Genomic DNA, 21705 nt, shown 5'->3' with positions numbered 1-21705 from the left:
CCTCGATGTCGGCTCATCACATCCTGGGGCTGAAGCCGGTCCCAAGGGTATGGCTGTTCGCCATTTAAAGTGGTACGCGAGCTGGGTTTAGAACGTCGTGAGACAGTTCGGTCCCTATCTGCCGTGGACGTTTGAGATTTGAGAGGGGCTGCTCCTAGTACGAGAGGACCGGAGTGGACGAACCTCTGGTGTTCCGGTTGTCACGCCAGTGGCATTGCCGGGTAGCTATGTTCGGAAAAGATAACCGCTGAAAGCATCTAAGCGGGAAACTTGCCTCAAGATGAGATCTCACTGGGAACTTGATTCCCCTGAAGGGCCGTCGAAGACTACGACGTTGATAGGCTGGGTGTGTAAGCGTTGTGAGGCGTTGAGCTAACCAGTACTAATTGCCCGTGAGGCTTGACCATATAACACCCAAACAATCTGATGATTGTGTGTTGTAAGGTGAAGTCGACGAACCGAAAGTTCGCATGAACCGCAAAACACCTTGAAATCACATACCTGAATCCGGATAGACGTAAGCCCAAGCGAACGGATATCCAACCGAATTGCTTGACGATCATAGAGCGTTGGAACCACCTGATCCCTTCCCGAACTCAGAAGTGAAACGACGCATCGCCGATGGTAGTGTGGGGTCTCCCCATGTGAGAGTAGGTCATCGTCAAGCTCCTATCCCAAAACCCCTGGTCAGCGATGACCGGGGGTTTTGCTTTTGCGCGCGGAAAAGTGGCAAGCCAGCAGCGCTGCGGACGGTAATCGAAAAACTTCGAGAGCTGCCGGGCGGCGTACTTCCGAGGGCATGGGAGACGCGATTTGCACTGTGCGCTCGTCTACAATAGCCGACAAATCCAGCCGAGCTCATTCATGTCCGATACCGATGTCCGTGGCCTGCAGGATCTTCCCCTGGAAGAACTGGTTGCTTGCCATGAGTGTGATCTGTTGATGCGCCGGGAACCCCTGGGACCGGGCGAGAAAGCCAATTGTCCGCGCTGCGGTTTCGAGTTGGCCGCGCATCGCCATCAATGGCAACGCCGTTGCTTCGCGCTGGTTCTGACGGCGCTATTCCTCTATATCCCAGCCAATTTCCTGCCGATCATGAATCTCAGCCTGCTCGGCCAGACCCGCAGCGATACGGTCTGGACGGGAGTGCTCGGTCTTTACGACAGTGGCATGCAGGGCGTCGCCATCCTGGTATTCCTGTGCAGCATGGTGATCCCGTTGGTCAAGTTGCTCTGCCAGTTGCTGGTGATGATCAGCGTGCGTTTCGGCATCGCCCGTCACATCGGCATGCTGCTCTACCGCGGCTATCACCATCTGCGCGAGTGGGGGATGCTCGAGGTCTACCTCATGGGTATCCTGGTTTCCATCGTCAAGCTGATCGACATGGCCGACCTCAGCCTGGGCATCGGCCTGGCCTGTTTCGTGGCGCTGCTGTTCACCCAGGTCTGGCTGGAGGTCACCATGTCGCCGCACCAGGTATGGGAAGCGCTGGGCGGCGAGGACGACGATGCGCGCGCTTGATGCCGGAATCCTGGTGTGCGGCGAGTGCCACCAGTTGAATCGCGCCGACGGGGACGAGCATCCGCGTTGCAGCCGCTGCGGTGCGGTGCTGCACGCCCGGCGCCCAAACAGCCTCACGCGCACCTGGGCGTTGCTGATCACCGCGGCGATTCTCTACATACCCGCCAACCTGCTGCCGATCATGACGGTCAACCTCTTCGGCAGCGGAATGCCCGCCACCATCATGGAGGGCGTGGTCGAACTGGTGCATGCCGACATGTTCCCCATCGCCATGGTGGTGTTCGTCGCCAGTATCCTGGTTCCTACTTTCAAACTGGTGGGCATCGCCCTGCTGCTCTATTCGGTGCAGCGGCACCAGCCGATGTCGGCCCGCCAGCGTATCCTGATGTATCGCTTCATCGAATGGATCGGGCGCTGGTCGATGCTCGATATCTTCGTCATCGCCATCCTCGTGGCGCTGGTGAATTTCGGCAACCTGGCGAGCATCGAGGCCAACCTCGGCGCCGCCGCCTTCGCCAGCGTGGTGGTGCTCACCATGCTCGCCGCCGTGACGTTCGACCCCCGGCTGATCTGGGACAACACCAATCTGGATGACGAGAATGAGTGATCTGCCAAGTCCGAAGAAACACAAGACCTCGAACTGGTCGGCGATCTGGGTGCTGCCGCTGGTAGCCCTGGCCATCGGTGCCTGGCTGGCGTGGCGTGCCTTCGACCAGGCTGGCGTGGACATCCAGGTTCGCTTCGAGAGCGGCGACGGGATCCAGGCCAACAAGACCGAGGTGCTGTACAAGGGCATCTCGGTGGGCAAGGTGACCGACCTGCATGTCAGCAAGGACATCAAGGGCGTGGTCGCGACCATCGAGATCAAGAAGGAAGCCCAGGAGTACCTGAGCAAGGACACCCGCTTCTGGCTGGTCAAGCCGCGGGTTTCCCTGGCTGGCGTCACCGGCCTGGAAACCCTGGTCTCCGGCGTCTACATCGCGGTCGATCCGGTGAAGGGCGAGAAGGAAGAACGCTACTTCACCGCGTTGAAGGAGCCGCCACCCCTTTCCGACAAGCTGCCCGGCCTGCACCTGACCCTCAAGGCCGATCGCCTGGGCTCCCTGGAGCAGGGCAGCCCGGTGTTCTACCGGCAGATCCAGGTCGGCCAGGTGAAGAGCTTCCAGTTAGGCGATGACCAGAGGACCATCGAGATCAAGGTGCACATCGAGCCGGCCTACGCCGACCTGGTGCGCAAGCACACGCGATTCTGGAACGCCAGCGGCATCTCCATTTCCGGCGGCCTGTCCGGCTTCAAGGTGCACAGCGAGTCGCTGCTGACCCTGGTCGCCGGCGGTATCGCCTTCTCCACCCCGGAGAACCGCACCGACAGCCCGCCGACCGATCCGAGCAAGCCGTTCCGCCTGTACGACGACTACGACGCGGCCCAGGCCGGTCTGCGCGTGAAGCTGAAGATGAACGACGTCAGTGGTATCGATCCGGGCCGCACTCCGGTGATGTTCAACGGCGTGCAGGTCGGCCTGGTCAAGTCGATCGACATGGGCAAGGACTACAGCAGCGCCACTGCCGACCTGGCGATGGATCCGCGGGTCGAGGACATGCTGCTGGAAGGCACCGAATTCTGGACCGTCAAGCCAAGCATCTCCCTGGCCGGCATCACCGGCCTCGAGGCCCTGGTGAAAGGTAACTATATCGACGTGCGCTTCGCCAAGAGCGGCGCGCCGAGTCGCGAGTTCACCATCCGCCCGAAAGCGCCGCCGCTGAACACCGACGCGCCCGGCCTGCACCTGGTGCTGACCAGCGACAAGCTCGGCTCGATCGATATCGGTGCGCCGATCCTCTACCGCCAGGTCCGCGTCGGCAGCGTGCAGAGCTACCAGCTGTCGCGCGACCGCCAGCGAGTGGTGGTGGGTGTGCACATCGAGCCGGAGTACGCGCACCTGGTGAATACCTCGACGCGCTTCTGGAACTCCAGCGGGATCACCCTGACCGGCAACCTCAGCGGCGTGCAGGTGAAGAGCGAGTCGCTGCAGACCCTGATCACCGGCGGGATTTCCTTCGACACCCTCGATCCGAAGGCGCCGACCGTGACCAAGGTGCGTCGCTTCACCCTCTTCGACAGCGAGGAGGCGGCGATGGCCCGTGGCGTGGAAATCCAGCTGAGCATCGACAATGCCGACGGCCTGCGCGAAGGCACGCCGATCCGCTTCAAGGGCCTGGACATCGGCAAGATCGAAAGCGTCGAGCTGAACCCGGACCTCTCCGGGGTACTGATGAAGGCCCGCCTGACTTCCGCCGGCGAGCGCGTCGCCCGCAGCGGAACCCGCTTCTGGGTGGTGCGTCCGGCGCTCGGCCTGCTGCGTACCGAGAACCTCGGAACCCTGGTCAGCGGCCCCTATATCGAGGCGCTGCCGTCGAGCACGCCGGGCGAGCGCCAGGCACGCTTCCAGACTCTCGCCGAAGCACCCAACCTGCTGGGTCGGGAAAACGGCCTGCGGCTGACCCTCAGTGCGCCGCGCAAGGGCTCTATCAAGCCGGGCAACCTGGTGACCTACCGGCAGATCCCGGTGGGCAAGGTCGTCGACCTGGCCTTGGGCGAACAGGCCGACCGGGTGCTGATCAGCATCCTCATCGAACCGCGCTACGTACCGCTGGTGCGTACCGGCAGCCGTTTCTGGAATGCCAGCGGCTTCGGCGTCGACGCCAGCCTGTTCAAGGGTCTGTCGCTACGCACCGAGTCGATGGAGGCGCTGATGGAGGGCGGCATTGCCTTCGCCACCCCGAACAATGCGCAGATGGGCGAGCCCGCCAAGCCGGGGCAGACCTTCGCCCTGTTCGATTCGGCCAATGACGAATGGTTGGAGTGGGCGCCGAAGATTCCTCTGAAGGAAACCGCCCGCCGCTGATTGTCGGACCGGCAAAAAGAAACGCCGCTTACCTGGGTAAGCGGCGTTTTCGTTCATGCCTGCCTGCTGGGAAGTGGGTGTCAGTGAGTGCTGAGATGCGCCCGGGTGGTCAGCAGGTACACCGGCAAGCCGGAGATCAGGATCAGCAGCGCGGCGTAGGGTGCGGCGGCAGCGTACTCCAGGTTGGCGGTGTGCACCCAGACCGAGGTGGCCAGGGTCGACAGCCCGGTGGGACCTAGCACCAGGGTGGCGGTCAGTTCCTTCATGGTGTCGAGGAACACCAGCACGAAGCCGGCGCCGATGGCCGGCGAGATGATCGGCAGGGTGATCCGCAGGAAGGCCATCAAGGGCGTCTGGCCGAGAGTGCGGGCGGCTTCCTCCAACTGCGGCGAGGCCTTTTCCAGGGCCACGCGGATCGGTGCCTGGGTCAGCGGCATGAACAGCAGGGCATAGGCGACCAGCAGCAAGCCGGTGGTCTGGTAGGTGGCTGGCAGGTAGTGCAGCGAGAAGTACACCAGCGAGAGTGCGATCACCAGTCCCGGCAACGCTTGCAGCAGGTACGGCAGGCGCTGGGTCCAGCGCGCCAGGGCGCCGGGGTAGCGCACCACCAGGATGCTTACCGGCAGCGCCAGCAGGCAACTGAGCAGGGCCCCGCCGAAGGCCAGCGACAGGGAGGAAAGCAGGGTCGAGGCGATTTCCATCAGCGGGAAGCTGGCCGAGGAGCCTTCGTACAGCCAATAACCGAGCATCACCAGGGGGATACCGGTACCGACCAGCACCAGCGTCGCCAGCAGCGCCTGGATCGGCCACTTGCCAAGCCCCAGGCGGACCCGTTCGGCCCGCCGCGCGCTGCCCTGGCCGGTGCGTACCAGGCGGCCGCGGCCGCGCATGCGCAACTCCAGCCAGAGCAGCAGGAAGCACAGTGCCAGGAGTACCGAGGAGAGCATCGCCGCGGTGGCGTTGCTGAACTCCAGTTCGAACTCCTGGTAGATGGCTGTGGTGAAGGTCTGGTAGCGCAGGATCGACAGCGCGCCGAACTCCACCAGCATGTGCAGCGCCACCAGTAGTCCGGTGGCGGCCAGGGTCGGGCGCAGCAGCGGCAGGGTGACCCGCAGGAACACCTGGCGCCGCGACAGACCGAGCATCCGCGCCGACTCCTCCAGGGAAGGATCGATGCCGCGCAGGGTCGCTGCTACCGGCAGGTAGACCAGCGGATACTTGGACATGGTCATGACCAGGATGGCGCCGCCGAGGCCTTCGTACATCGGGCTCAGCGAAACCCAGGTGAAACTGCTGACGAAGGCGGGGATGGCGAACGGCAGGCACAGCACCACGTTCCAGAAGCGCCGCGCCGGCAGGTCGCTGCGCTCCACGCACCAGGCCAGGGCCAGGCCGAGCAGGGCGCTGAGCAGGGTCACGCCGAACATCAGCCACAGGGTGTTGCCCAGCAAGCGGAATACGTAGGGGCGCCAGAGCAGTTGCCAGGCGCTGTGCCAGCCGGCGTCCCAGGCCTTGGCCGCGACGTAGAGCAGCGGCAGGCTGGCCAGCAGGGCGAGGAGCAGGACCGGCAGGAGCAGCCAGAATGGCGTTCGCCGGCGCGAGCCCGTGCGCAGGCGCACGGGCGTGGAGGCGGCGCCGATCAATTCAGGCCAACGTCGCGTTCGAGGCTGAGGGCCTCGCTGGCCTCACCCAGATCGGCCGGGGTCAGTTTCGGTGGGTCCAGTTCGGCGAACGGCTTCAGCGCCGGATCGGCCTGCATCCCCTTGCGCATCGGGTACTCGGCGGACTGGCTGAGGATCGCCTTCTGGCCTTCCTCGCTGAGCATGAAGGCGACGAACTGCTGGGCTTCCCTGGGGTGCTTGCTGGACTTGAGCACCGCGGCGCCGGAGACGGTGACCAGCGCGCCCGGGTCCTGGTTGCCGAAGTAGTGCAGGCGCGAGTTCAACTCGCCCTTTTCCTTCTTCAGGGTGTACCAGTAGTAGTTGTTGATCAGCGCCATGTCGACCTCGCCGTTCTCCACGGCTTTCATGGCGGTGACGTTGTTGGTGTAGATCGAGCCGAAGGCCTTCAGGCCGGTCAGCCAATCCTCGGCTTCCTCCTGGCCCTTGAGCTTGATCACTGCGGCGACCTGTTCGAGGAAGGCGCCACTGGTGGGCACGAAGCCGAAACGGCCGGACCAGGACGGATCGGAAAGATCCATCAGGCTCTTCGGCAGATCCTTCTCGTCGATCTTCTTCGGGTTGTAGGCCAGTACCCGGGTGCGGGCGGTGATGCCGATCCAGTCACCGTTGCCGCCGGCGTGCTCCGGCTCGACCAGGGCCAGGGTCTCTGGCTCCAGCTTGGCCAGCAGGCCGGCGCTGGCCAGGCGGATCAACGGTGGCGATTCCTCGGTGTAGAGCACGTCGGCCGGCGAGCGTGCGCCTTCCTCGGTGATCTGGCTGGCGAGTTGGCCATCGCCGCCCTTGCGGATCTTCACCTGGATGCCGGTCTTGTCCTGGAAGGCCTTGGCGATGGCGATACCGGTGGCGGCGTGCTGGCCATTGTAGAGGGTAAGGGTGACGGGATCGGCCGCCGCATTGAGGGAAAGCGAACCGAGCAGGCACGCCAGGGCGGCGTGGCGGAAACGGTTGAGAAGTCGAACAGGCATGGATTCTCCCCGTGGGTTACAAATGCGAATGTAACCAATTATATCTTCGCGGGAGCCTCGGGCCTATCGGAAAAGTCCACGGCCCTGTCAGGCAGGGCCGTGGCAGACGCTTCACGCCGGTTCGCCGGCTTCCTCCGGCTCGCTGGCTGCGCGGGTTTCGCCGCTGGCGGCGGCATCCCGGCGACGGATGTATTTCCAGTCCGCTTCGTCGATATAGATGCCGTTCGGGCCGCTACCGCCTTCCAGGTCGATCGCCACGTGTGCGGAAACCTGCGGCTTCACGCTCGCCAGGATCGGCACGAAGCCCAGTTGCAGGCTGGTCTCCAGCAGCGCGGCCTGGTTGCGCTCGTCGATGTCCGCCGCCTCGTCCAGGTAGTAGGGCAGGCGCACGCGCCCGGCCTGCTCGCGGTCCATCAGGTGCAGCAACAGGTACATGTTGGTCAGCGCCTTGATGGTCATGGTGGTGCCGTTGGAGGCGGCGCCGTCGATGTCGGTGTGCATGATCGGCTGGCCGTTGACCTTGGTGATCTCGAAGGCCAGTTCGAACAGGTCCTTCAGGCCCAACTGGTTGTGGTTGGCGGCGACCAGGCGGGCCAGGTATTCCTTGGCCTCCTCGTTCTTCGCGTCCTGCTCGGCGCTCTGGGTCAGGTCGAACACCGAGAGGTTCTCGCCTTCCTCGTACTGGCCGGCGCTGTGGATGATCTGGTCGATGTGCTTGAGCGCATCCTTGTTCGGCGCGAGGACGATGCGGAAGCTCTGCAGGTTGGAAACCTGGCGCTTGTTGATCTCGCGGTTGAACAGGGCCAACTGGTGTTCCAGGTTGTCGTAGTCGCTGCGGATGTTGCGCAGGGTCCGGGCGATGTCGGTGACCGCCGCGCGGCGCGCCTTGGCCAGCGTCAGGGCCTCGTCCTGGCGATGCGCGTAGGCGTTGATCAACAGCTTCAGGCGGCGCTCGGTGTCGTCTTCGCTATCGAACTTGGCGACGCCCTTCAGGCGCACCTGGGCGTACAGCGCCTCGATCTGCCCGTCGATGCGCTGCAGCGCCTGCCAGGTGTCCTGGTAGTCGTTGAGCAGCGGCAGCAGGTTGTCCAGCGAGTCGTCCACCGGCTCCATGAACGGCGTGCCGAAGGGCAGGTCGGCCGGCAGTAGCTGGCGGCGGCGCAGGGCATCTTCCAGGGTGCGCTCCTTGGCCTCCAGGTCGCCCAGTTGCCGGGCCACCAGTTGCAGGCGCGCGGAGAGTTGCTGGACGCGCTCGGCGAAGGCGTCGCTGGAGCGCTTGAGTTCGTCCTGGGACGCCTCCAGTTGGGCCAGTTCGGCGAGCTTCTCGGGCTCCTCGGCGGTCAGCGTCTGGGTGCGGCGGAAGTCTTCCAGGGCCTTTTGCGCATCCAGCACGTCCTGGTACAGCTTCTCCGCCTGGGCCTTGCTCGCGGCGCGGTCGGCGGCGACGCTCTGCTGGGTCTTGAGCTGCTTCAGCTCCTTCTCCAGGCGTTCCTTCTGGTCGCGCAGGGCGGCGCGGTCGGCCAGGGCCTGCAACGCCGGCGGTTCGATGTGCGACAGGTCGATGCTCAGTCCGGGAGCCTCGAAATGCTCGCCCTTGAAGTGGTCGAGGATGGCTTCGACGCTCTTCACCCAGACGTCGCCGTCATCCAGGTTCACCCCGTTCTCGCCGAGCGGCAGGCTGAACAGCGCGCCGTTGAACAGACGCATCAGGCGTTCCACGTCCTGCTGGCTGAACTCCTCGCGCAGGCGTGCGTAGCTGTTGTTGTCGGCGTGTTCGAGCTGCTGGCGGACGTTCTTCAGGCGTTTTTCCAGGTCGCGCAGGCGCTCTTCCAGGTCTTCGCTGGAGAACTGCCGCGAATGGGCCAGGGCGCCGGCCAGTTCGTCGTGGGCATCCTTGGCGGCGAGCAGCTGTTGTTCGAGGACCTTGGCGTCGTCGACCAGGGCGAAGCGGGTCTTGAGCACCGACAGCTCGCCGAGCCAGCGCTGGATGCCGGCGATCTCGCGCTCCAGGCGCATCAGCTCCTGGGTGCCGCCACGCTGTTCGTTCTGCAGGCCGTCCTGCTCGGCGCGGTATTGCTCGTGCTGGATCAGCAGTTCCTCGCGGCGCGCCCCGGCGTAGTCGTGCCAGGTGCCGAGCAGGCTGTCGAGCAGCGGTGAAAGGCGGTGCATCTTGCCGCGCAGTACGTCGCGCTGGGTCACGCCGTTGGCCAGGGCTTCCACCAGCGGGCCGGCGGCGACCAGCGCCTGGTAGTCCTGCTCCATCCGCCGCACGTCGCGGAAGGCCTCCTCGCAGGCGGCGATGTAGTCGACATTACCCGAGCGCAGGCTGTGCTCGAAGGCGTCGAGGAACAGCTGCTTGAGCTTGGCCGCGGTGATCTCGCGCATGTGCAGCAGGTTGATGAACAGCGAGCGGAAGGTCTTCAGGCTCTGCTCGCTGGTGGAGCGCAGCGGGATCATGGTCAGGTCGAGCGGGATCGACGTGTGCCCGCCGACCAGCAGGCGGCGCAGCTCTTCCGGCTTCACCTCGTAGGCCTTGATGCCTTCGCGCTCAAGGTTGGCGAACAGCTCGCGCTGGCGCAGGCAGGTACCGTTCTTCTGGTAGTGGTCCAGGCTCAGCTCGCCGGCGTAGGCGAAGAACTGGTGGCCGAAGCCGCCGCCCGGGCCGCGCCCGGCCACGCCGATCACGTGCGGACCGTGGGGCAGCATCAGTTCGAGGAGGATGTAGCTGGTGTCCGAGGCGAAGTAGAAGCGCCGCGACTGCTCCATGCTGTACTTGCCGAAGCTCATGTCCGACAGGCGGGCAAGGATCGGGAACTGCAGGGCGTTGATCGAGGCGCTCTTGCCCAGGTTGTTGGCGCCGTAGATCGACAGCGGGTTTTCCAGCGGGAAGATACCCAGGCTGTAGCCGGCGGTATTGAGCAGGGCGAAGCGGCGGATGCCGTAGCGGGTCTGGCTCATGCGTCAGCCTCCTGTTGCGCGTGTTCTTCGGCGATGGCGCGGGCGAGGGCGTCTTCCTCGCTCTCTTCGGACAATTCTTCGTCGCTGGCCATCAGCGGTTCGATCTCGCCGTCATCGACCAGCACCGGCGTCTGCAACGGCAGGTCGGCGTGCAGGCTGGCGGACAGGTTGCGGTCCTGCTGCACCGACAGGCAGACGTCGAGGAAACGGTGCATCGGCGGCATGAAGCGGTACACGCCGCTGTCCTCGGAGGCGAAGCCGAGCTGGGTCAGGCGGCGCATGACTTTCTCTTCCAGTTCTTCCTGGGTCTGCACCTCGGCCTGGAGGAACAGGTCGCGGTATTTCTCCAGCAGCGGCGGCAGCTCTTCGCGGCCGATGCTGCCGCCGTCCAGCACGGACAGCGGGTCGCGGCCCTGGTCGGCGAGGTGTTCGACGAGGATGAAGGTGAACAGCGCCAGGCGTTGGGCGGTCTTGTTCACCTGGGCGCCGACCTGCTCCGGGACGAAGTAGTAGAAGCCGCGGGTGTCGCAGACCAGCTCGAAGCCCATGGCGCGGAACAGGCCGCGGTACTGGTCCTGGTGCGAGGACAGCTGGGTGTACAGCTCGGGGTCGCGGTGGCTGATGTGGTAGCCCTTGAACAGCTCGCGGAAGATCGGCGCGAGCTGGGTCAGTTCGGAGAGATCAAGATGCATGGGTTTCGCTCGCGGAAAGGGTGTCTGCGTCCCTGGCCTGGCCCTTGTCCTTGGCGGCGGGGTTCAGGGCGAAGGAGCAGAGGCTGACGCAATGTTCGGTGGTTTCGTACTCGCGGCGTTGCAGGCGTTCGCGCTGGAAGCGCGCGTCGCGCGACAGCCGGGAGAACCAGTAGAGCAACTCGTCGGTGGCGCCGTCCGGTTCCTGGGCCAGCAGCCATTGCATGAGGTCCGGCAGCGGCAGCGCCGCCTGGCAGCGCTCGATCATTTCCCGCGCGGTCCGCGGTGGTCGCGCCGGCCCGTTGCTCTTGCGCGTGCCGCTGGACTTGGGGAACTGCGCCGGCTTCGGCTCGAAGCGGGCGAGGGCGAAGACGTAGCTCTCGACCTGCGAGGCGGTGCCGAGGAAGGTGCTCTGCGGCCGGGTGAACAGCGGCATCGCCGCCTGCGGCACGGCGTCCAGGCCCTTGCGCCGGATCGCCGCCAGCGCCAGGGCGGCGCCACGGGTCACCGCGTTGTGCCGGCGCGCTTCCTCGCGCAGCGGCAGCAATAATTCGCGGGCGCGGCGCAGGGTCAGCTGGGCGTTGGTCTGCATCTCGAGGATGCGCGCGTGGGTGCGCAGCACCAGGTCGTCGTCGACCAGGTGGCCGAGGCGCTGCTGTTCGCCGAGCAGGCGCAGCAGGACCTGTTCGACCCGCCGCACGCCCTGCTCGAAGGCGCCGTCGGCGCTGACCAGCTGGATCATCGGCTCGACGTACTCGTCCCAGGTCGCCAGGACCTCCGCGTAGCGCTGCGCCAGGGGAATCTGCCGGTCGCTGGTCTTGGCCCGCTCGGCCACGCCGATCAGTGCCTGCTCGTCATTGCCGAGCTTCTTCAGTACATCGCGCACGCGCATGTCGAGTAGTCGCAGCTGGCGCGCCAGGTCCTGGCTGTCGCGGGTCTCGAAGGCGTCCTGGATGTACCCGGCGAGGCGCTCCAGATGGCGCAGGTAGGCCTCGATCTCCAGGCACAGACCAAGGCGATGCTCGTGGCGCAGGTAGGCGAGGAAGTCGTGGATCTGCGCGTTCAGCTCGAAACGGTTGGGGCTCTTGGCCACCGGGACCAGGATATCCAGGCGGATCCACTGGTCGAGCAGGGCGGTGATTTCCGCCGGGTTGCTTTCCGGTAACTGGGTGTTCAACTGGCTGCGCAGTTCCGCCAGGCTCAGGGTGCCGGCATCGAAGCGCTCGCAGAGAGGCTCGAGCAGGGCCCAGTGTTCGGCAAGCGCACGCAGTACGCGTCGGGGGTCGATCATCGGGAGGGCCGGTCCGTGGAAAAAGCGCCGATTGTACTGCAAAGGCACGGGCGACGCAGACGCCGCCGATGAGTGCGATGCAGGCCGTCGACACGTCTGCGGCGCAGGTACGGGCCCGGTATCGGTGGATGGCATCTGGCTATCACCGAAGTGTCGAAAAGCGGCAGTTTATGACTGCGTAAGGACTTTCCTGCCCCGCCTGGTCCGGGGAATGGGGCTTCCAGGGGCTGGCACGCTTTCTGCTGAAGTCCCCTGGCCTGTCTATTCCAAATGAATGCCGACTCTTGAACGACGCCGCCTACGCCGAGGCCCGCTGGGCCGAACTGCAGAACCAGGGTGACCTTGCCTGGGACCTGGATGCCATCACCAACCGCAGCGAGGCGATCGCCTTCCTCAAACGTTTCGAGAACCGCCTGTGCATCTACTCGGCCTATGTCGAGAAGCTCTACAGCAACTACAGCTTCGTGATTCCCGAGAGCGACCATGGCGGCATCACCATCCTGCCCAGCGAGCAGGCCTGGCACGACACCTTCCACGATATCCCGCTGGCCGCGGTGGAGCCCACCGGGATCCATATCCTGCCGGGCGAGACCATGGGCTATCGCGGGCTCTACCTGAAGATTCCCGGCGAGCACCGCCTGGTGGCGTCGAAGGAATTGCCGTTCCAGGAAGGGTTGAAACTGCTGATCCAGCGTTACCAGGCTCACGACGACGTGTTCCTGCCGATCCTGGTCAAGGGCGACCTGCGCGAGTACGAAGCGCGCATGCCCTCGCTACACCTGCACCGGATCAACCCCGCCCGCCTCAGCGCACACTCCCTGCTCAGCCTCAACGCCATCAAGGGCGCCATCGCCGACCATCTGATCGGCCTGTTCCGCCAGCAGTGAAAGGCTGACGTTACCCCCGTGTGACGATGGGTAACATCCATCCTGGCCGAGCGACCGCTCATCCGCTGCAGCGAGCGCGGCGACCGCGTCGTTCGCCGGTTTTTCTCGACTATGGGTCGGCCCCGATTCGCCCGGGGCTTTCTATAGTGACTACAGGTCGCAGTGTCTCTGCCGTCGGCCACGAGAAGAACAAGAGGTGAGCCCATGTCCCGTCGTCTGCCCTTCCTGCTGCGTTGCGCGCTGTTCTGCGGCGCCGGTCTGCTGGCTGCCACCGCCCAGGCGAGGATGGAGTCGCTGGACGACGACCAGCTTTCCGACGTGGTCGGCCAGGCCTTCATCAACCTCACCACCGACGCCGCCAACGGACTGAACTTCACCCGCATCAACTTCGGCGCCGACATCGAGACCCAACTGAACATGAAGAAGCTGCAGTTGGGCCAGTACAACCGCAGCGGCGAGCTTGCCGGCAGTGCCGACATCGCCATCGACAACTTCGCCCTGGGCACGGTCAACGACACCACCGGCGCGATCAGCCCGTTCCTCATCAGCAATCCCTACATCGAGTTCGCCTACGACGGCAGCAAGATGGTCGGCATCCGTATCGGTTTCGGCGAAGCCAAGGGCTACCTCTCGGGCGATATCAAGACCCTCACCGGCAACGTGCCGGTGGACCTGTACGGCACCGGCAGCCAACTGGGAGGCAGCATTTCCTGCGGCCTGCTGGCCCTCGACTGCCTGGCGGCGAAGACCGCCATCACTCTCACCGGCAGCTCTCAGTACACCGCCCAGGCAGAGCTGGTGAACAGCTCCGGCAACCCCGACCCGATCCGCGCTGCCATGATCGGCCTGAAGAACGGCACGGCCCTGGACATGCACGACAGCACCATCATCGGCAGCCTGGTGAACGTCCTGCTGCCCTTCCTGACCTCCAACGACTGCAAGCTGATGGGCGCCCAGACCTGCTTCAACCTGGCCCAGTACCAGTCGTTCCCGATCGGCACCGTGGATCCGAACAACGCGCAGAACTTCATCGACTCGTCGAAAGGCTTCTTCATCTCGATGCAGAGCCAGAACGTCCAGTGGCGCGACCAGCAGGATCCCTCCAAGCTGGTCGCCGCGCTGGCCGGTGCCTTCCTCAACATGTCGCGCAACGCCGATGGAACGGCGCCGATCAAGGTCGACTTCGGTCAGGCCTTCAATGGCATTCCACGGCAGGACACCTGCCTGGGCGGCCTGAACAAGGGCTGCTGAGATGAGTCGCGCCTGCCTGCTCGCGGCCCTGCTGGCCGCCCCCTTCGCCCATGCCGAGATGACAGCGCTCGACGACGAGCAACTGTCGGACGTGCAGGGTGCCGGCATCGGCTTCGTCCTCGACAGCGCCATGGTCGACGGCAACAAGGCCACCATCGCGATCAATGGCGTGACCAACACCGCCACCGGGCAGAACGTGCCGATCACGGTAAAGGAGCTGTACGTCGCCGCCACTGGCAGCAACAAGGGCAGCACCCTGGCGCCGGTGACTCTCGGCCGTCTCAATTTCCCGTTCAAGCTGAATCTGGCCAAGGGTTCGGTGCTGACCACCCAGCTCGACGACGGGCGGGTGGTCAGCACCTTGCCGGACACCGCGGACGTGATCGAGCTGGCTTTCCCCAGCCTGGTGAGCGGCGCCGGCGGCCAGCCGTGCATCGCTGGTTACGCCGGTGCCGGCAGCAACTGCTCGAGCCGGGCCAGCGAAAAGGTCGACGCCGGCATCCGCTTCGACTTCGGCGTCACTTCCACGCGCACCGATGTGCTCAACCTGGACTTCTCCGAACTGGCGATGGACGGTTCCTACCTGCGCTTCTGGGGCGCCAACGCGCGCAGCCAACTGGTTGGCGAGATGCGCCTGAACCTCTACGCCAAGACTTTCGAGATCATGTCCTGCGGTGCTGGCTCGCCCAGTTGCGTCAGCGCCGCCGAGCAGGCCGCGCGCACCGTCTACCTGACCAACGCCTATGCCAGCGTCGCGCTTGGCTACGGGAAGTCGCAGCCGTTGCTGTTCTCGGTCACCGCCGACGGCAACTTCACTTTCGAACTGCCCAAGCTGACCCTGGCCAACGCCGCTGACTTCTACGCCAATGCGCCGCGCACCAGCCTGGTGATCGAGAACCTCAACATCGGCGGTACCCGGCCAGGCTACGGGCAGGTACCGACCGGCGGCTACAACATGGGCCGCAACGAGATATCCGGGCTCAGCTTCAACTACCTGAAGGTGACGTCGCACAACCTCTGAGGTGGCGGCGGGAAACGAGGTACGCAGCACATGGCCAAGCAGACTCATCCACTGGCAGGCGGCATCGGCATCCTCGCGGCGCTGGCGCTGCTGTTCAGCGCTTCGGCCGGGGCCGAGTTGCGCTCGCTGGGCGATAGCGATCTGGACGACGTGGTCGGCCAGGCCGGGATCAGCATCAGCGCCTCGCTCAATCTCCAGGAAAATCCTTCGCAGACGCGCTGCGCCGGCGGCTGCGGCGCGCGCCTGGCGATCCAGCCGGCCGGCAGCGGCAACAACTACCTGGTGATCGACGATATCAGCGGCAAGTTCAGCTTCGACGAAGTCACCCTGGACGTGGTGACCATCAAGGACGGCTTCGGCGGCGACGGCGCCGCCTTCAACCGCCCGGTGCTGCGCGTCGGCCTGAAGGACACCAGCTTCCAGGACCTGAGCTTCACCATCGCTGGCGCCAACAAGGCGCGCGGTACCGATCCCGGGCTGGTGCAGACCAACCTGGTCAGCGCACGCATCGACGGCACCCTCAAGCTGCAGGGCAACGTCAATATCTTCACCGTCGCCCCGCGTTGAGGGCGAACCGTCGCATGGCGGGACAAAGCCGCTCCGCCGAGGTCGAAGAACCGCTATCATTGCCTGCCTGAACGCCGGGGGCGAAACCGTCCCCGCGCATCGCCTAATTGCCGGTGCCCGAGATTTGATCGAAGAACAGCGTCGCCGCGCCTTCCTGGGCGCGATGCAGATAACCAGTTGGCTGCCCCGCCAGCCGTTGCCGTTCGCCGCACCCTCGCGGCCGGAGTTGCTGGAGACCCCGCCCCGGGAAGAGCCGGCGGTGCCTGTGCGTGCGCGCGCCGCGATCGATGCGCCGCAGGCCCGCGTCCCGCAAGCCGAGGCGCCGGCCAGCGCGCCGAGCGTGGCTCCCGCCGCGCCCGTGGAAGGCCGGGGGATCCCGATCAGCCTGCCGAAGCCGGGCGCCCCGGCGGCGAAGAAAGCCGAGCCGGTCGCGCCGGTCGAAGAGGCCCCGGCCGAGTCGCCGGCGGTCCAGGCCCCGCCGCCGCGCTTCGCCTTGCAACTGCTGCAGGCGGGCTCCTGCACCCTGCTGGTCGAACTGCCCACCGGCGAACCCTTCGCCAGCCGCGATCCGGGTTACCTGCTGCTGCGCGACCTGCTGCGCGCCGCCGGCCTGCCGGACAGCCCGCGGCTGATCGGCGAACCGGTACGCTGGCCGCTGCTGGCGCGCGGCAACCTCGACCAGGGGCCGCAGGCGGCCCTGGAGTTCGTCCAGAGCTTCGTCGCCGCGCGCATGGAGGAGAGCGAGCGTAGCCGCTGCCTGTGGTTGGTCGGCCTGCCGGCGATCCGCTTCGCCGGCGAGGGCGACGAGGGCAGCCTGTTCCGCGAGCTGCAGGTGGACGGTCTGGGCGCAACCTGGGCCGTGCCAGGCCTGGAAGCCCTCATGGAAGAACCCGCCCTCAAGGGCGAGCTGTGGCGCGCCATGCGCCGTGTCCGTCAGCGCTGGTCGAGCGAGATTCAATGAGCGATGCGATTTCCTTCCGCCCGATGACCGAGGCGGACCTCGATGCCGTGCTGAAAATCGAATATGCCGCCTTCAGCCACCCCTGGACCCGTGGCATCTTCAGCGAAGGCCTGAAGAACTACCATTGCTGGCTGATGTTCGAGGGTAGCCAGCAGGTCGGCCATGGCGTCATCCAGATCATCCTCGACGAGGCGCACCTGCTGAATATCACGGTGAAGCCCGAAAGCCAGGGGCGTGGCCTCGGTCTGCGCCTGCTCGAACACCTGATGCGCGAGGCGGCCGGCCACCAGGCTCGCGAATGCTTCCTCGAAGTGCGCGCTTCCAACCAGGCCGCCTACCGCCTCTACGAACGCTACGGTTTCAACGAGATCGGCCGCCGTCGCGACTACTACCCCGCCGTCGGCGGGCGCGAAGACGCCCTGGTCATGGCCTGTACCCTGTTCGACTGAGGCTTGCTCCGCTTCCCTGCCGGCAACTAGCTATCACTTGGAGTAGCTGGCTGGCCTTCTGGCACCGCCGTACCCTTACCAGCATTCCGATTCTCGCCTGCATACCGCAGGCAGGTCCCTTCATGCGGTAACCCTTCGCGGGAGTGCGAAGTCAGGTCGACAGCGGCCGGTGGCAGGATGCGCAGACTGGAGCCCCCCATGTGCGACACCCTGATCCTTCGCCACCAGGGCCAGACCTGGTTCGCCAAGAACAGTGACCGCGAGCCCGCCGAACCGCAGCGTCTGCTGCGCCTGCCGGCGGTGCGCAACGATCCGGAAGCGCGCTTGCGCACCACCTATCTCGACATTCCCCAGACCGCCCAGCGACATGCGCTGGTGATCAGCCAGCCGAGCTGGATCTGGGGCGCGGAAATGGGCGTCAATGAGCACGGCGTGGCCATCGGCAACGAAGCGGTGTTCACCAAGCTGACCCGTCAGCGCGGCACCGCGCTGCTCGGCATGGACCTGCTGCGCCTGGGACTGGAGCGCGGCGCCAGCGCCCGCGAGGCGCTAGAGGTGATCACCGGGTTGTTGCAGCGTTACGGCCAGGGCGGCCCGGCCGGCTACCGCGACAAGCGCATCCGCTACGACAACAGCTTCCTCATCGCCGACCCCGGCGAAGCCTGGGTGCTGGAAACCGCCGGCAACCTGTGGGCGGCGAAGAAGGTCGAGCGCTGGGCCATCTCCAACGCCCTGACCCTTGGCCACGAATTCGACCTGTGCAGCCGCGACCTCGAGGACCAGGCTCGCCGCCAGGGCTGCTGGGATGGTCGCGGCGACTTCCACTTCGCGCGGGTCTTCGACACCCGCCTGCTACCCTGGGTCGGCGGCGCGCACCGGCGCTGTCGGATCAACCAGCGCTTCCTCGACAGCCTGCCTGGTGAGCCGGACTGGCACGCGCTGTTCGCCGCGCTGCGCCACCATGGCCCGCGCGGGGACCACTTCCGCCGCCACAACAACCGCCAGGTATGCATGCACGCCGGCAGCTTCTGGCGGCCTTCGCAGACCACCGCCAGTCTGGTCGCCCGCTTGCGCGACGACGGCCCGTTGCTGGCCGCCACCGGTACTTCGGCGCCGTGCCTGGGACTGTTCCAGCCGCTGTCCTTCGATCCGGCCTCCGGCGCCGCCGTGCTCAGCCAGCCGCGCGAGGCGGTACAGGAGTCCCCCTGGTGGCGCTTCGAGGCGGTGCACCGCCGCGCGCTCACCGACCGCGCCTTCCGCCGGCTCCTGCGCAGCGGCCGCGATTGGCTGGAACGGGAACTCTTCGCCGACCTCGAACAGCCCGACTGGCCGCGCCTGGCAGAGGATGCCGCAGCCTGGCACGCCTGTTGGCATGATCAGGTCGCCATGCAGCCGCTGGCGCAGCAGCGCTGGTGGCGTAGCCACGCCGCGCTGTGACGCTTGTCAAACGGGCATCGCCTTCCGTAAGGTGCTGCACCGGTCAAACGAGGGGCATGCCATGAGCGACTTGCAGCAACTGTTCGAGAACAACGTCCGCTGGGCCGAAGCGATCAAGCAGGAAGACCCGGACTTCTTCGCCAAGCTGGCCCGCCAGCAGACCCCCGAGTACCTCTGGATCGGCTGCTCCGACGCGCGGGTGCCGGCCAACGAAATCGTCGGCATGCTGCCCGGCGACCTGTTCGTCCATCGCAACGTCGCCAACGTCGTGCTGCACACCGACCTCAACTGCCTGTCGGTGATCCAGTTCGCCGTCGACGTGCTCAAGGTCAAGCACATCCTGGTCACCGGCCACTACGGCTGCGGCGGCGTGCGCGCCTCCCTGCACAACGACCAGCTCGGCCTGATCGACGGCTGGCTGCGCAGCATTCGCGACCTCGCCTACGAATACCGCGAGCACCTGGAGCAGTTGCCGACCGAGGAAGAGCGCGTCGACCGCCTCTGCGAGCTCAACGTGATCCAGCAGGTGGCCAACGTCAGCCACACCAGCATCGTCCAGAACGCCTGGCACCGCGGCCAGTCGCTGTCCGTGCATGGCTGCATCTACGGGATCAAGGATGGCCTGTGGAAGAACCTCAACGTCACCGTCAGCGGCCTCGACCAGTTGCCGCCGCAGTATCGCTTGAGTCCGCTGGGCGGTTGCTGCTGAGAGAGGCGGAAGCTCTTTCCCACGAGTTCCCCTCTCCCTGGAGGGACAGGGGAACTGTCGAGGACGGCTTCAGAACTCCACGCTATACGTCAGGCTGTAGGTCCGCCCCCGTCCCTTGTAGTCGAACAGTCCCGCTGGTGCGAGCCCGCCGTAGTAGACCTGCGCGCGTTGTCCCCAGACCGTGGTGTAGTCCTTGTCCAGCAGGTTCTGGATGCCCGCGGTGAGGGTGCCCACCGGCAGCGCCTGGGTGCCGAGCAGGTCGAACAGCGCGTAGCCGTCGATCTTGTTGCCCGGCTCGTCGTTCAGGTTGAAGGTGCGCACGCCCTGCAGGCGCAGGCTGCGCTGGTCGTCCTTCCAGCCGACGAAGGCGCCGGCCTTGGACGGGCTGGCCGAGGTCACGTCCTGCTTCAGCCAGCGGCCGTCGACCTTCTCCTGGGAGCGGATGGCCAGGCCGTTGACGCCGACCTGCCAGTGATCGTCCAGCCAGTAGGTAGCCTGGCCCTCCAGGCCGTAGTTGCGCTTCTTGGTGTCCTGCTGCAGCACCGCCAGGGTCTTCGAGTCGTACTTGATGCTCTTGTCCGACCAGGAATAGAACGCCGCCACCTGGGTATCCAGGGCACCGTCGGTGTGCCGCCAGCCCAGCTCGACCTGCTTGGTCTTGATCCCGTCCAGCGGCGAGTCGTTCACGCTGACCCCCTGCAACAGCGGGTAGTGGCCATTGCCGTCGGCTGCGCCGTAGCGTCCGAAACCGTAGTACTTGGCCGGATCCGGCAGCTCGAAGCCTTCGCTGTAGTTGGCCCAGACCTGTTGTTGCAGGTTCAGCTTGTAGATGGCGCCGACGTTGACCAGGTTGACGTCGTAGTCCTTGCTCCCGCCCGGAACCGCGTCGGCGGTCTTGCCGAGGCCGTTGGCGATGAGGATCTGCTGGTTCGCCGCAACGAAGTCGCTGACGTCGGTGCTCATCGACTGGCGCCGCACGCCGGCGCTCAGGGTCAGGTCGTCGGTGGCCTTCCAACTGCCCTGGAGGAAGAAGGCGCGGCTGTCGGTATCGATGTCCGGGTAGCGGCCCAGCTTGGCCTGTTCACTGGCTACCAGCCCGCCGCTGGCGGCGGCGAGCGGCAGGTTGAAGAGCATCTGGTCGGACGTGAATTTTTCCCGGTCCAGGTCCACCCCGTAGGTCAGGCTGGCGCGCTCCCAGGTCTTCACCAGGGCCAGTTTCATCCCGTAGTAGTCGGTGTCCTGCTGCGAGGCCGAGTAGTAGGAGGTGCCGTAGTTGATCGCGCCGCTATTGCTGTAGCGGATGGTAGGGAAGGGATTGAAGGCCATCTTCTCGTTGCGGTAGTAGGCCTGCAGGTAGAGGTCGTGACCCAGCACTTCCGGCGCGTGGTAGGTGGCGTTGAACTGATGGCGCTTGCTCTCCGGCTCGCGGTCGAGGTCGACGCCGCCCTTGATCGAATAGGGTGCCCGTCCGCGCAGGGCGTCGAAGTTGCGCCCAAGATCGAGGCCGCGGTCGCCGTCGTAGCCGGAGTCGTAGTACTGCAGGCCGAGATCGAGGCTGTGGCCATTGGCGAAAGTGAAGCCAAGGCTGCCCATCAGGTCCACCGACCTGTTGTACTGCAGGTCGGTCTGGGTGATGTCCGTCAGTACCTGGTCGCCACTGCCGTCGTAGGCCGCTCCGTTCTTCTGGTAGGCGATGGCCAGGCGGCCGTTGAACAGGTCGTTGCCGCCGCTGATCGACTGCGCCGCGCGCAGGTCGTGGTCCTCATGGCTCTGGAAGCCGCTGCGGGCGCCCAGCTCGGTGTTGAAGCGAGTGTCGCCGCCGACGCCCTTCTTGGTCACGATGTTGATGATCCCGCCGGTGGCGCCGCCGCCGTACACCGCGCTGGCGCCGGACATCACCTCGATGCGCTCGATGTTGAATGGGTCGATGGAGTCGAACTGCCGGCTGATGCCCCGTGAACTGTTCAGCGACACCCCGTCGATCATCACCAGTACGCTGCGTCCGCGCAGGTTCTGGCCGTTGTTGGTACGACCCTGGGAGCCGATATCCAGGCCCGGGATCAATTGTCCCAACGCCTCCTTCAGCGGCACGCCGGCCTGGGTCTGCTGGTCCAGTTGCTCGCGCTCGATCACCCAGACCGTGCCGGGCAACTCGCTGATGCTGGTCGGCGCGCGCGAGCCGATCACCACCATCTGCTGCTCCACCGGATCGGCAGCCAGCGCAGGAGCGGAAAACGAAGCGAAGAGGGACAGGGAAAGCGCCAGGGGAGCCGGGCGCAAAGGGATGGAGCGGGGCATGAGGAGATTTCCGAGTTGCTGTTGTTTTGATGGGCGGCAAAGCTAAACAAATCGATAATGATTATCAAATGATTCGAACTGTTTCAATGAGGCATGCCTGGCATCCAAAGCAA

General features: G+C 65.5%; 17 protein-coding genes and 2 rRNA genes (1 of these 19 running past the window's edge). 13 read left to right on the top strand and 6 right to left on the bottom strand.

What is annotated here, in order from left to right:
- The 5 genes from ACYAF3_RS06715 to ACYAF3_RS06695 all read left to right on the top strand — a co-directional run.
- Window positions 1–407 (top strand): 23S ribosomal RNA (locus ACYAF3_RS06715) (it extends 2484 nt beyond the left edge of the window).
- Between the two features lie 144 nt (window positions 408–551).
- Window positions 552–667, top strand: a 5S ribosomal RNA gene (gene rrf / locus ACYAF3_RS06710).
- 146 nt (window positions 668–813) lie between these two features.
- Window positions 814–1521: a paraquat-inducible protein A gene (locus ACYAF3_RS06705; protein WP_079380608.1), complete on the top strand. Its 708-nt coding sequence runs from the start codon at window positions 814–816 to the stop codon at window positions 1519–1521.
- Window positions 1508–2128 (top strand): paraquat-inducible protein A, encoded by a 621-nt coding sequence (locus ACYAF3_RS06700; RefSeq protein WP_003107436.1) that lies wholly within the window; start codon window positions 1508–1510, stop codon window positions 2126–2128. The genes ACYAF3_RS06705 and ACYAF3_RS06700 overlap by 14 nt, the downstream gene beginning before the upstream one ends.
- Complete coding sequence (locus ACYAF3_RS06695) at window positions 2121–4427, top strand: PqiB family protein (protein ID WP_003107435.1); 2307 nt, start codon at window positions 2121–2123, stop codon at window positions 4425–4427. Before ACYAF3_RS06700 ends, ACYAF3_RS06695 begins: the two co-directional genes overlap by 8 nt.
- Window positions 4428–4507: 80 nt before the next feature.
- Here the strand turns inward: ACYAF3_RS06695 and ACYAF3_RS06690 are convergent, their stop codons facing one another.
- From ACYAF3_RS06690 to mksB, 5 genes are all read right to left on the bottom strand, one after another.
- Window positions 4508–6046: an ABC transporter permease gene (locus ACYAF3_RS06690; protein ID WP_003161946.1), complete on the bottom strand. Its 1539-nt coding sequence runs from the start codon at window positions 6044–6046 to the stop codon at window positions 4508–4510.
- A 20-nt stretch (window positions 6047–6066) separates the two neighbouring features.
- A complete protein-coding gene (locus ACYAF3_RS06685) occupies window positions 6067–7074 on the bottom strand; it encodes an iron ABC transporter substrate-binding protein (protein WP_003095046.1) in 1008 nt (335 codons plus the stop codon).
- 111 nt (window positions 7075–7185) lie between these two features.
- Window positions 7186–10032, bottom strand: coding sequence for an Mks condensin complex protein MksF (gene mksF, locus ACYAF3_RS06680; RefSeq protein ID WP_003106141.1), 2847 nt, complete (start codon window positions 10030–10032; stop codon window positions 7186–7188).
- The gene (gene mksE / locus ACYAF3_RS06675; RefSeq protein ID WP_003095041.1) at window positions 10029–10724 is read right to left on the bottom strand and encodes an Mks condensin complex protein MksE; all 696 of its coding nucleotides are present in this window, start codon (window positions 10722–10724) and stop codon (window positions 10029–10031) included. The genes mksF and mksE overlap by 4 nt, the downstream gene beginning before the upstream one ends.
- On the bottom strand, window positions 10714–12012 hold the full coding sequence (mksB, locus tag ACYAF3_RS06670; protein ID WP_003095037.1) for an Mks condensin complex protein MksB: 1299 nt from the start codon (window positions 12010–12012) through the stop codon (window positions 10714–10716). The genes mksE and mksB overlap by 11 nt, the downstream gene beginning before the upstream one ends.
- Before the next feature lie 284 nt (window positions 12013–12296).
- On the opposite strand from mksB, the gene ACYAF3_RS06665 reads away from it, so the two are divergent.
- The 8 genes from ACYAF3_RS06665 to can all read left to right on the top strand — a co-directional run bounded on the left by ACYAF3_RS06665 (window position 12297) and on the right by can (window position 19294).
- A complete protein-coding gene (locus ACYAF3_RS06665; RefSeq protein WP_003095035.1) occupies window positions 12297–12899 on the top strand; it encodes a hypothetical protein in 603 nt (200 codons plus the stop codon).
- Between the two features lie 204 nt (window positions 12900–13103).
- A complete protein-coding gene (locus ACYAF3_RS06660) occupies window positions 13104–14150 on the top strand; it encodes a DUF6160 family protein (protein ID WP_031755323.1) in 1047 nt (348 codons plus the stop codon).
- Window position 14151: 1 nt separating this feature from the next.
- Window positions 14152–15171 carry a hypothetical protein gene (locus tag ACYAF3_RS06655; protein ID WP_003095031.1) on the top strand — a complete coding sequence of 340 codons (1020 nt, stop codon included), beginning with the start codon at window positions 14152–14154 and terminating at the stop codon, window positions 15169–15171.
- A gap of 30 nt (window positions 15172–15201) precedes the next feature.
- Window positions 15202–15738 (top strand): DUF6160 family protein, encoded by a 537-nt coding sequence (locus ACYAF3_RS06650; protein ID WP_003113522.1) that lies wholly within the window; start codon window positions 15202–15204, stop codon window positions 15736–15738.
- Between the two features lie 259 nt (window positions 15739–15997).
- Window positions 15998–16699: a hypothetical protein gene (locus ACYAF3_RS06645; protein WP_003121053.1), complete on the top strand. Its 702-nt coding sequence runs from the start codon at window positions 15998–16000 to the stop codon at window positions 16697–16699.
- Window positions 16696–17148, top strand: a complete 453-nt coding sequence (rimI, locus tag ACYAF3_RS06640) for a ribosomal protein S18-alanine N-acetyltransferase (RefSeq protein WP_003095025.1) — start codon at window positions 16696–16698, stop codon at window positions 17146–17148. Before ACYAF3_RS06645 ends, rimI begins: the two co-directional genes overlap by 4 nt.
- A gap of 198 nt (window positions 17149–17346) precedes the next feature.
- A complete protein-coding gene (locus ACYAF3_RS06635; RefSeq protein ID WP_003113524.1) occupies window positions 17347–18585 on the top strand; it encodes a C69 family dipeptidase in 1239 nt (412 codons plus the stop codon).
- Between the two features lie 61 nt (window positions 18586–18646).
- On the top strand, window positions 18647–19294 hold the full coding sequence (gene can, locus ACYAF3_RS06630) for a carbonate dehydratase (RefSeq protein WP_003095021.1): 648 nt from the start codon (window positions 18647–18649) through the stop codon (window positions 19292–19294).
- Window positions 19295–19363: 69 nt separating this feature from the next.
- Here can and ACYAF3_RS06625 read toward each other — a convergent pair whose 3' ends face one another.
- Window positions 19364–21592, bottom strand: coding sequence for a TonB-dependent receptor (locus ACYAF3_RS06625; protein WP_003099265.1), 2229 nt, complete (start codon window positions 21590–21592; stop codon window positions 19364–19366).
- Window positions 21593–21705 lie beyond the last annotated feature (113 nt).

Source organism: Pseudomonas sp. TZ252 (assembly GCF_056110345.1).
This window is presented reverse-complemented; position numbering and strand designations above follow the sequence as displayed.

Bases quoted from the DNA above. Each gene is read 5' to 3' on its own strand.
- ACYAF3_RS06700 (WP_003107436.1), top strand. From the start codon at position 1,508: ATGCGCGCGCTTGATGCCGGAATCCTGGTGTGCGGCGAGTGCCACCAG.
- ACYAF3_RS06695 (WP_003107435.1), top strand. From the start codon at position 2,121: ATGAGTGATCTGCCAAGTCCGAAGAAACACAAGACCTCGAACTGGTCG.
- ACYAF3_RS06685 (WP_003095046.1), bottom strand. From the start codon at position 7,074: ATGCCTGTTCGACTTCTCAACCGTTTCCGCCACGCCGCCCTGGCGTGC.
- mksF (WP_003106141.1), bottom strand. From the start codon at position 10,032: ATGAGCCAGACCCGCTACGGCATCCGCCGCTTCGCCCTGCTCAATACC.
- mksE (WP_003095041.1), bottom strand. From the start codon at position 10,724: ATGCATCTTGATCTCTCCGAACTGACCCAGCTCGCGCCGATCTTCCGC.
- mksB (WP_003095037.1), bottom strand. From the start codon at position 12,012: ATGATCGACCCCCGACGCGTACTGCGTGCGCTTGCCGAACACTGGGCC.
- ACYAF3_RS06660 (WP_031755323.1), top strand. From the start codon at position 13,104: ATGTCCCGTCGTCTGCCCTTCCTGCTGCGTTGCGCGCTGTTCTGCGGC.
- ACYAF3_RS06655 (WP_003095031.1), top strand. From the start codon at position 14,152: ATGAGTCGCGCCTGCCTGCTCGCGGCCCTGCTGGCCGCCCCCTTCGCC.
- ACYAF3_RS06650 (WP_003113522.1), top strand. From the start codon at position 15,202: ATGGCCAAGCAGACTCATCCACTGGCAGGCGGCATCGGCATCCTCGCG.
- rimI (WP_003095025.1), top strand. From the start codon at position 16,696: ATGAGCGATGCGATTTCCTTCCGCCCGATGACCGAGGCGGACCTCGAT.
- ACYAF3_RS06635 (WP_003113524.1), top strand. From the start codon at position 17,347: ATGTGCGACACCCTGATCCTTCGCCACCAGGGCCAGACCTGGTTCGCC.
- can (WP_003095021.1), top strand. From the start codon at position 18,647: ATGAGCGACTTGCAGCAACTGTTCGAGAACAACGTCCGCTGGGCCGAA.
- ACYAF3_RS06625 (WP_003099265.1), bottom strand. From the start codon at position 21,592: ATGCCCCGCTCCATCCCTTTGCGCCCGGCTCCCCTGGCGCTTTCCCTG.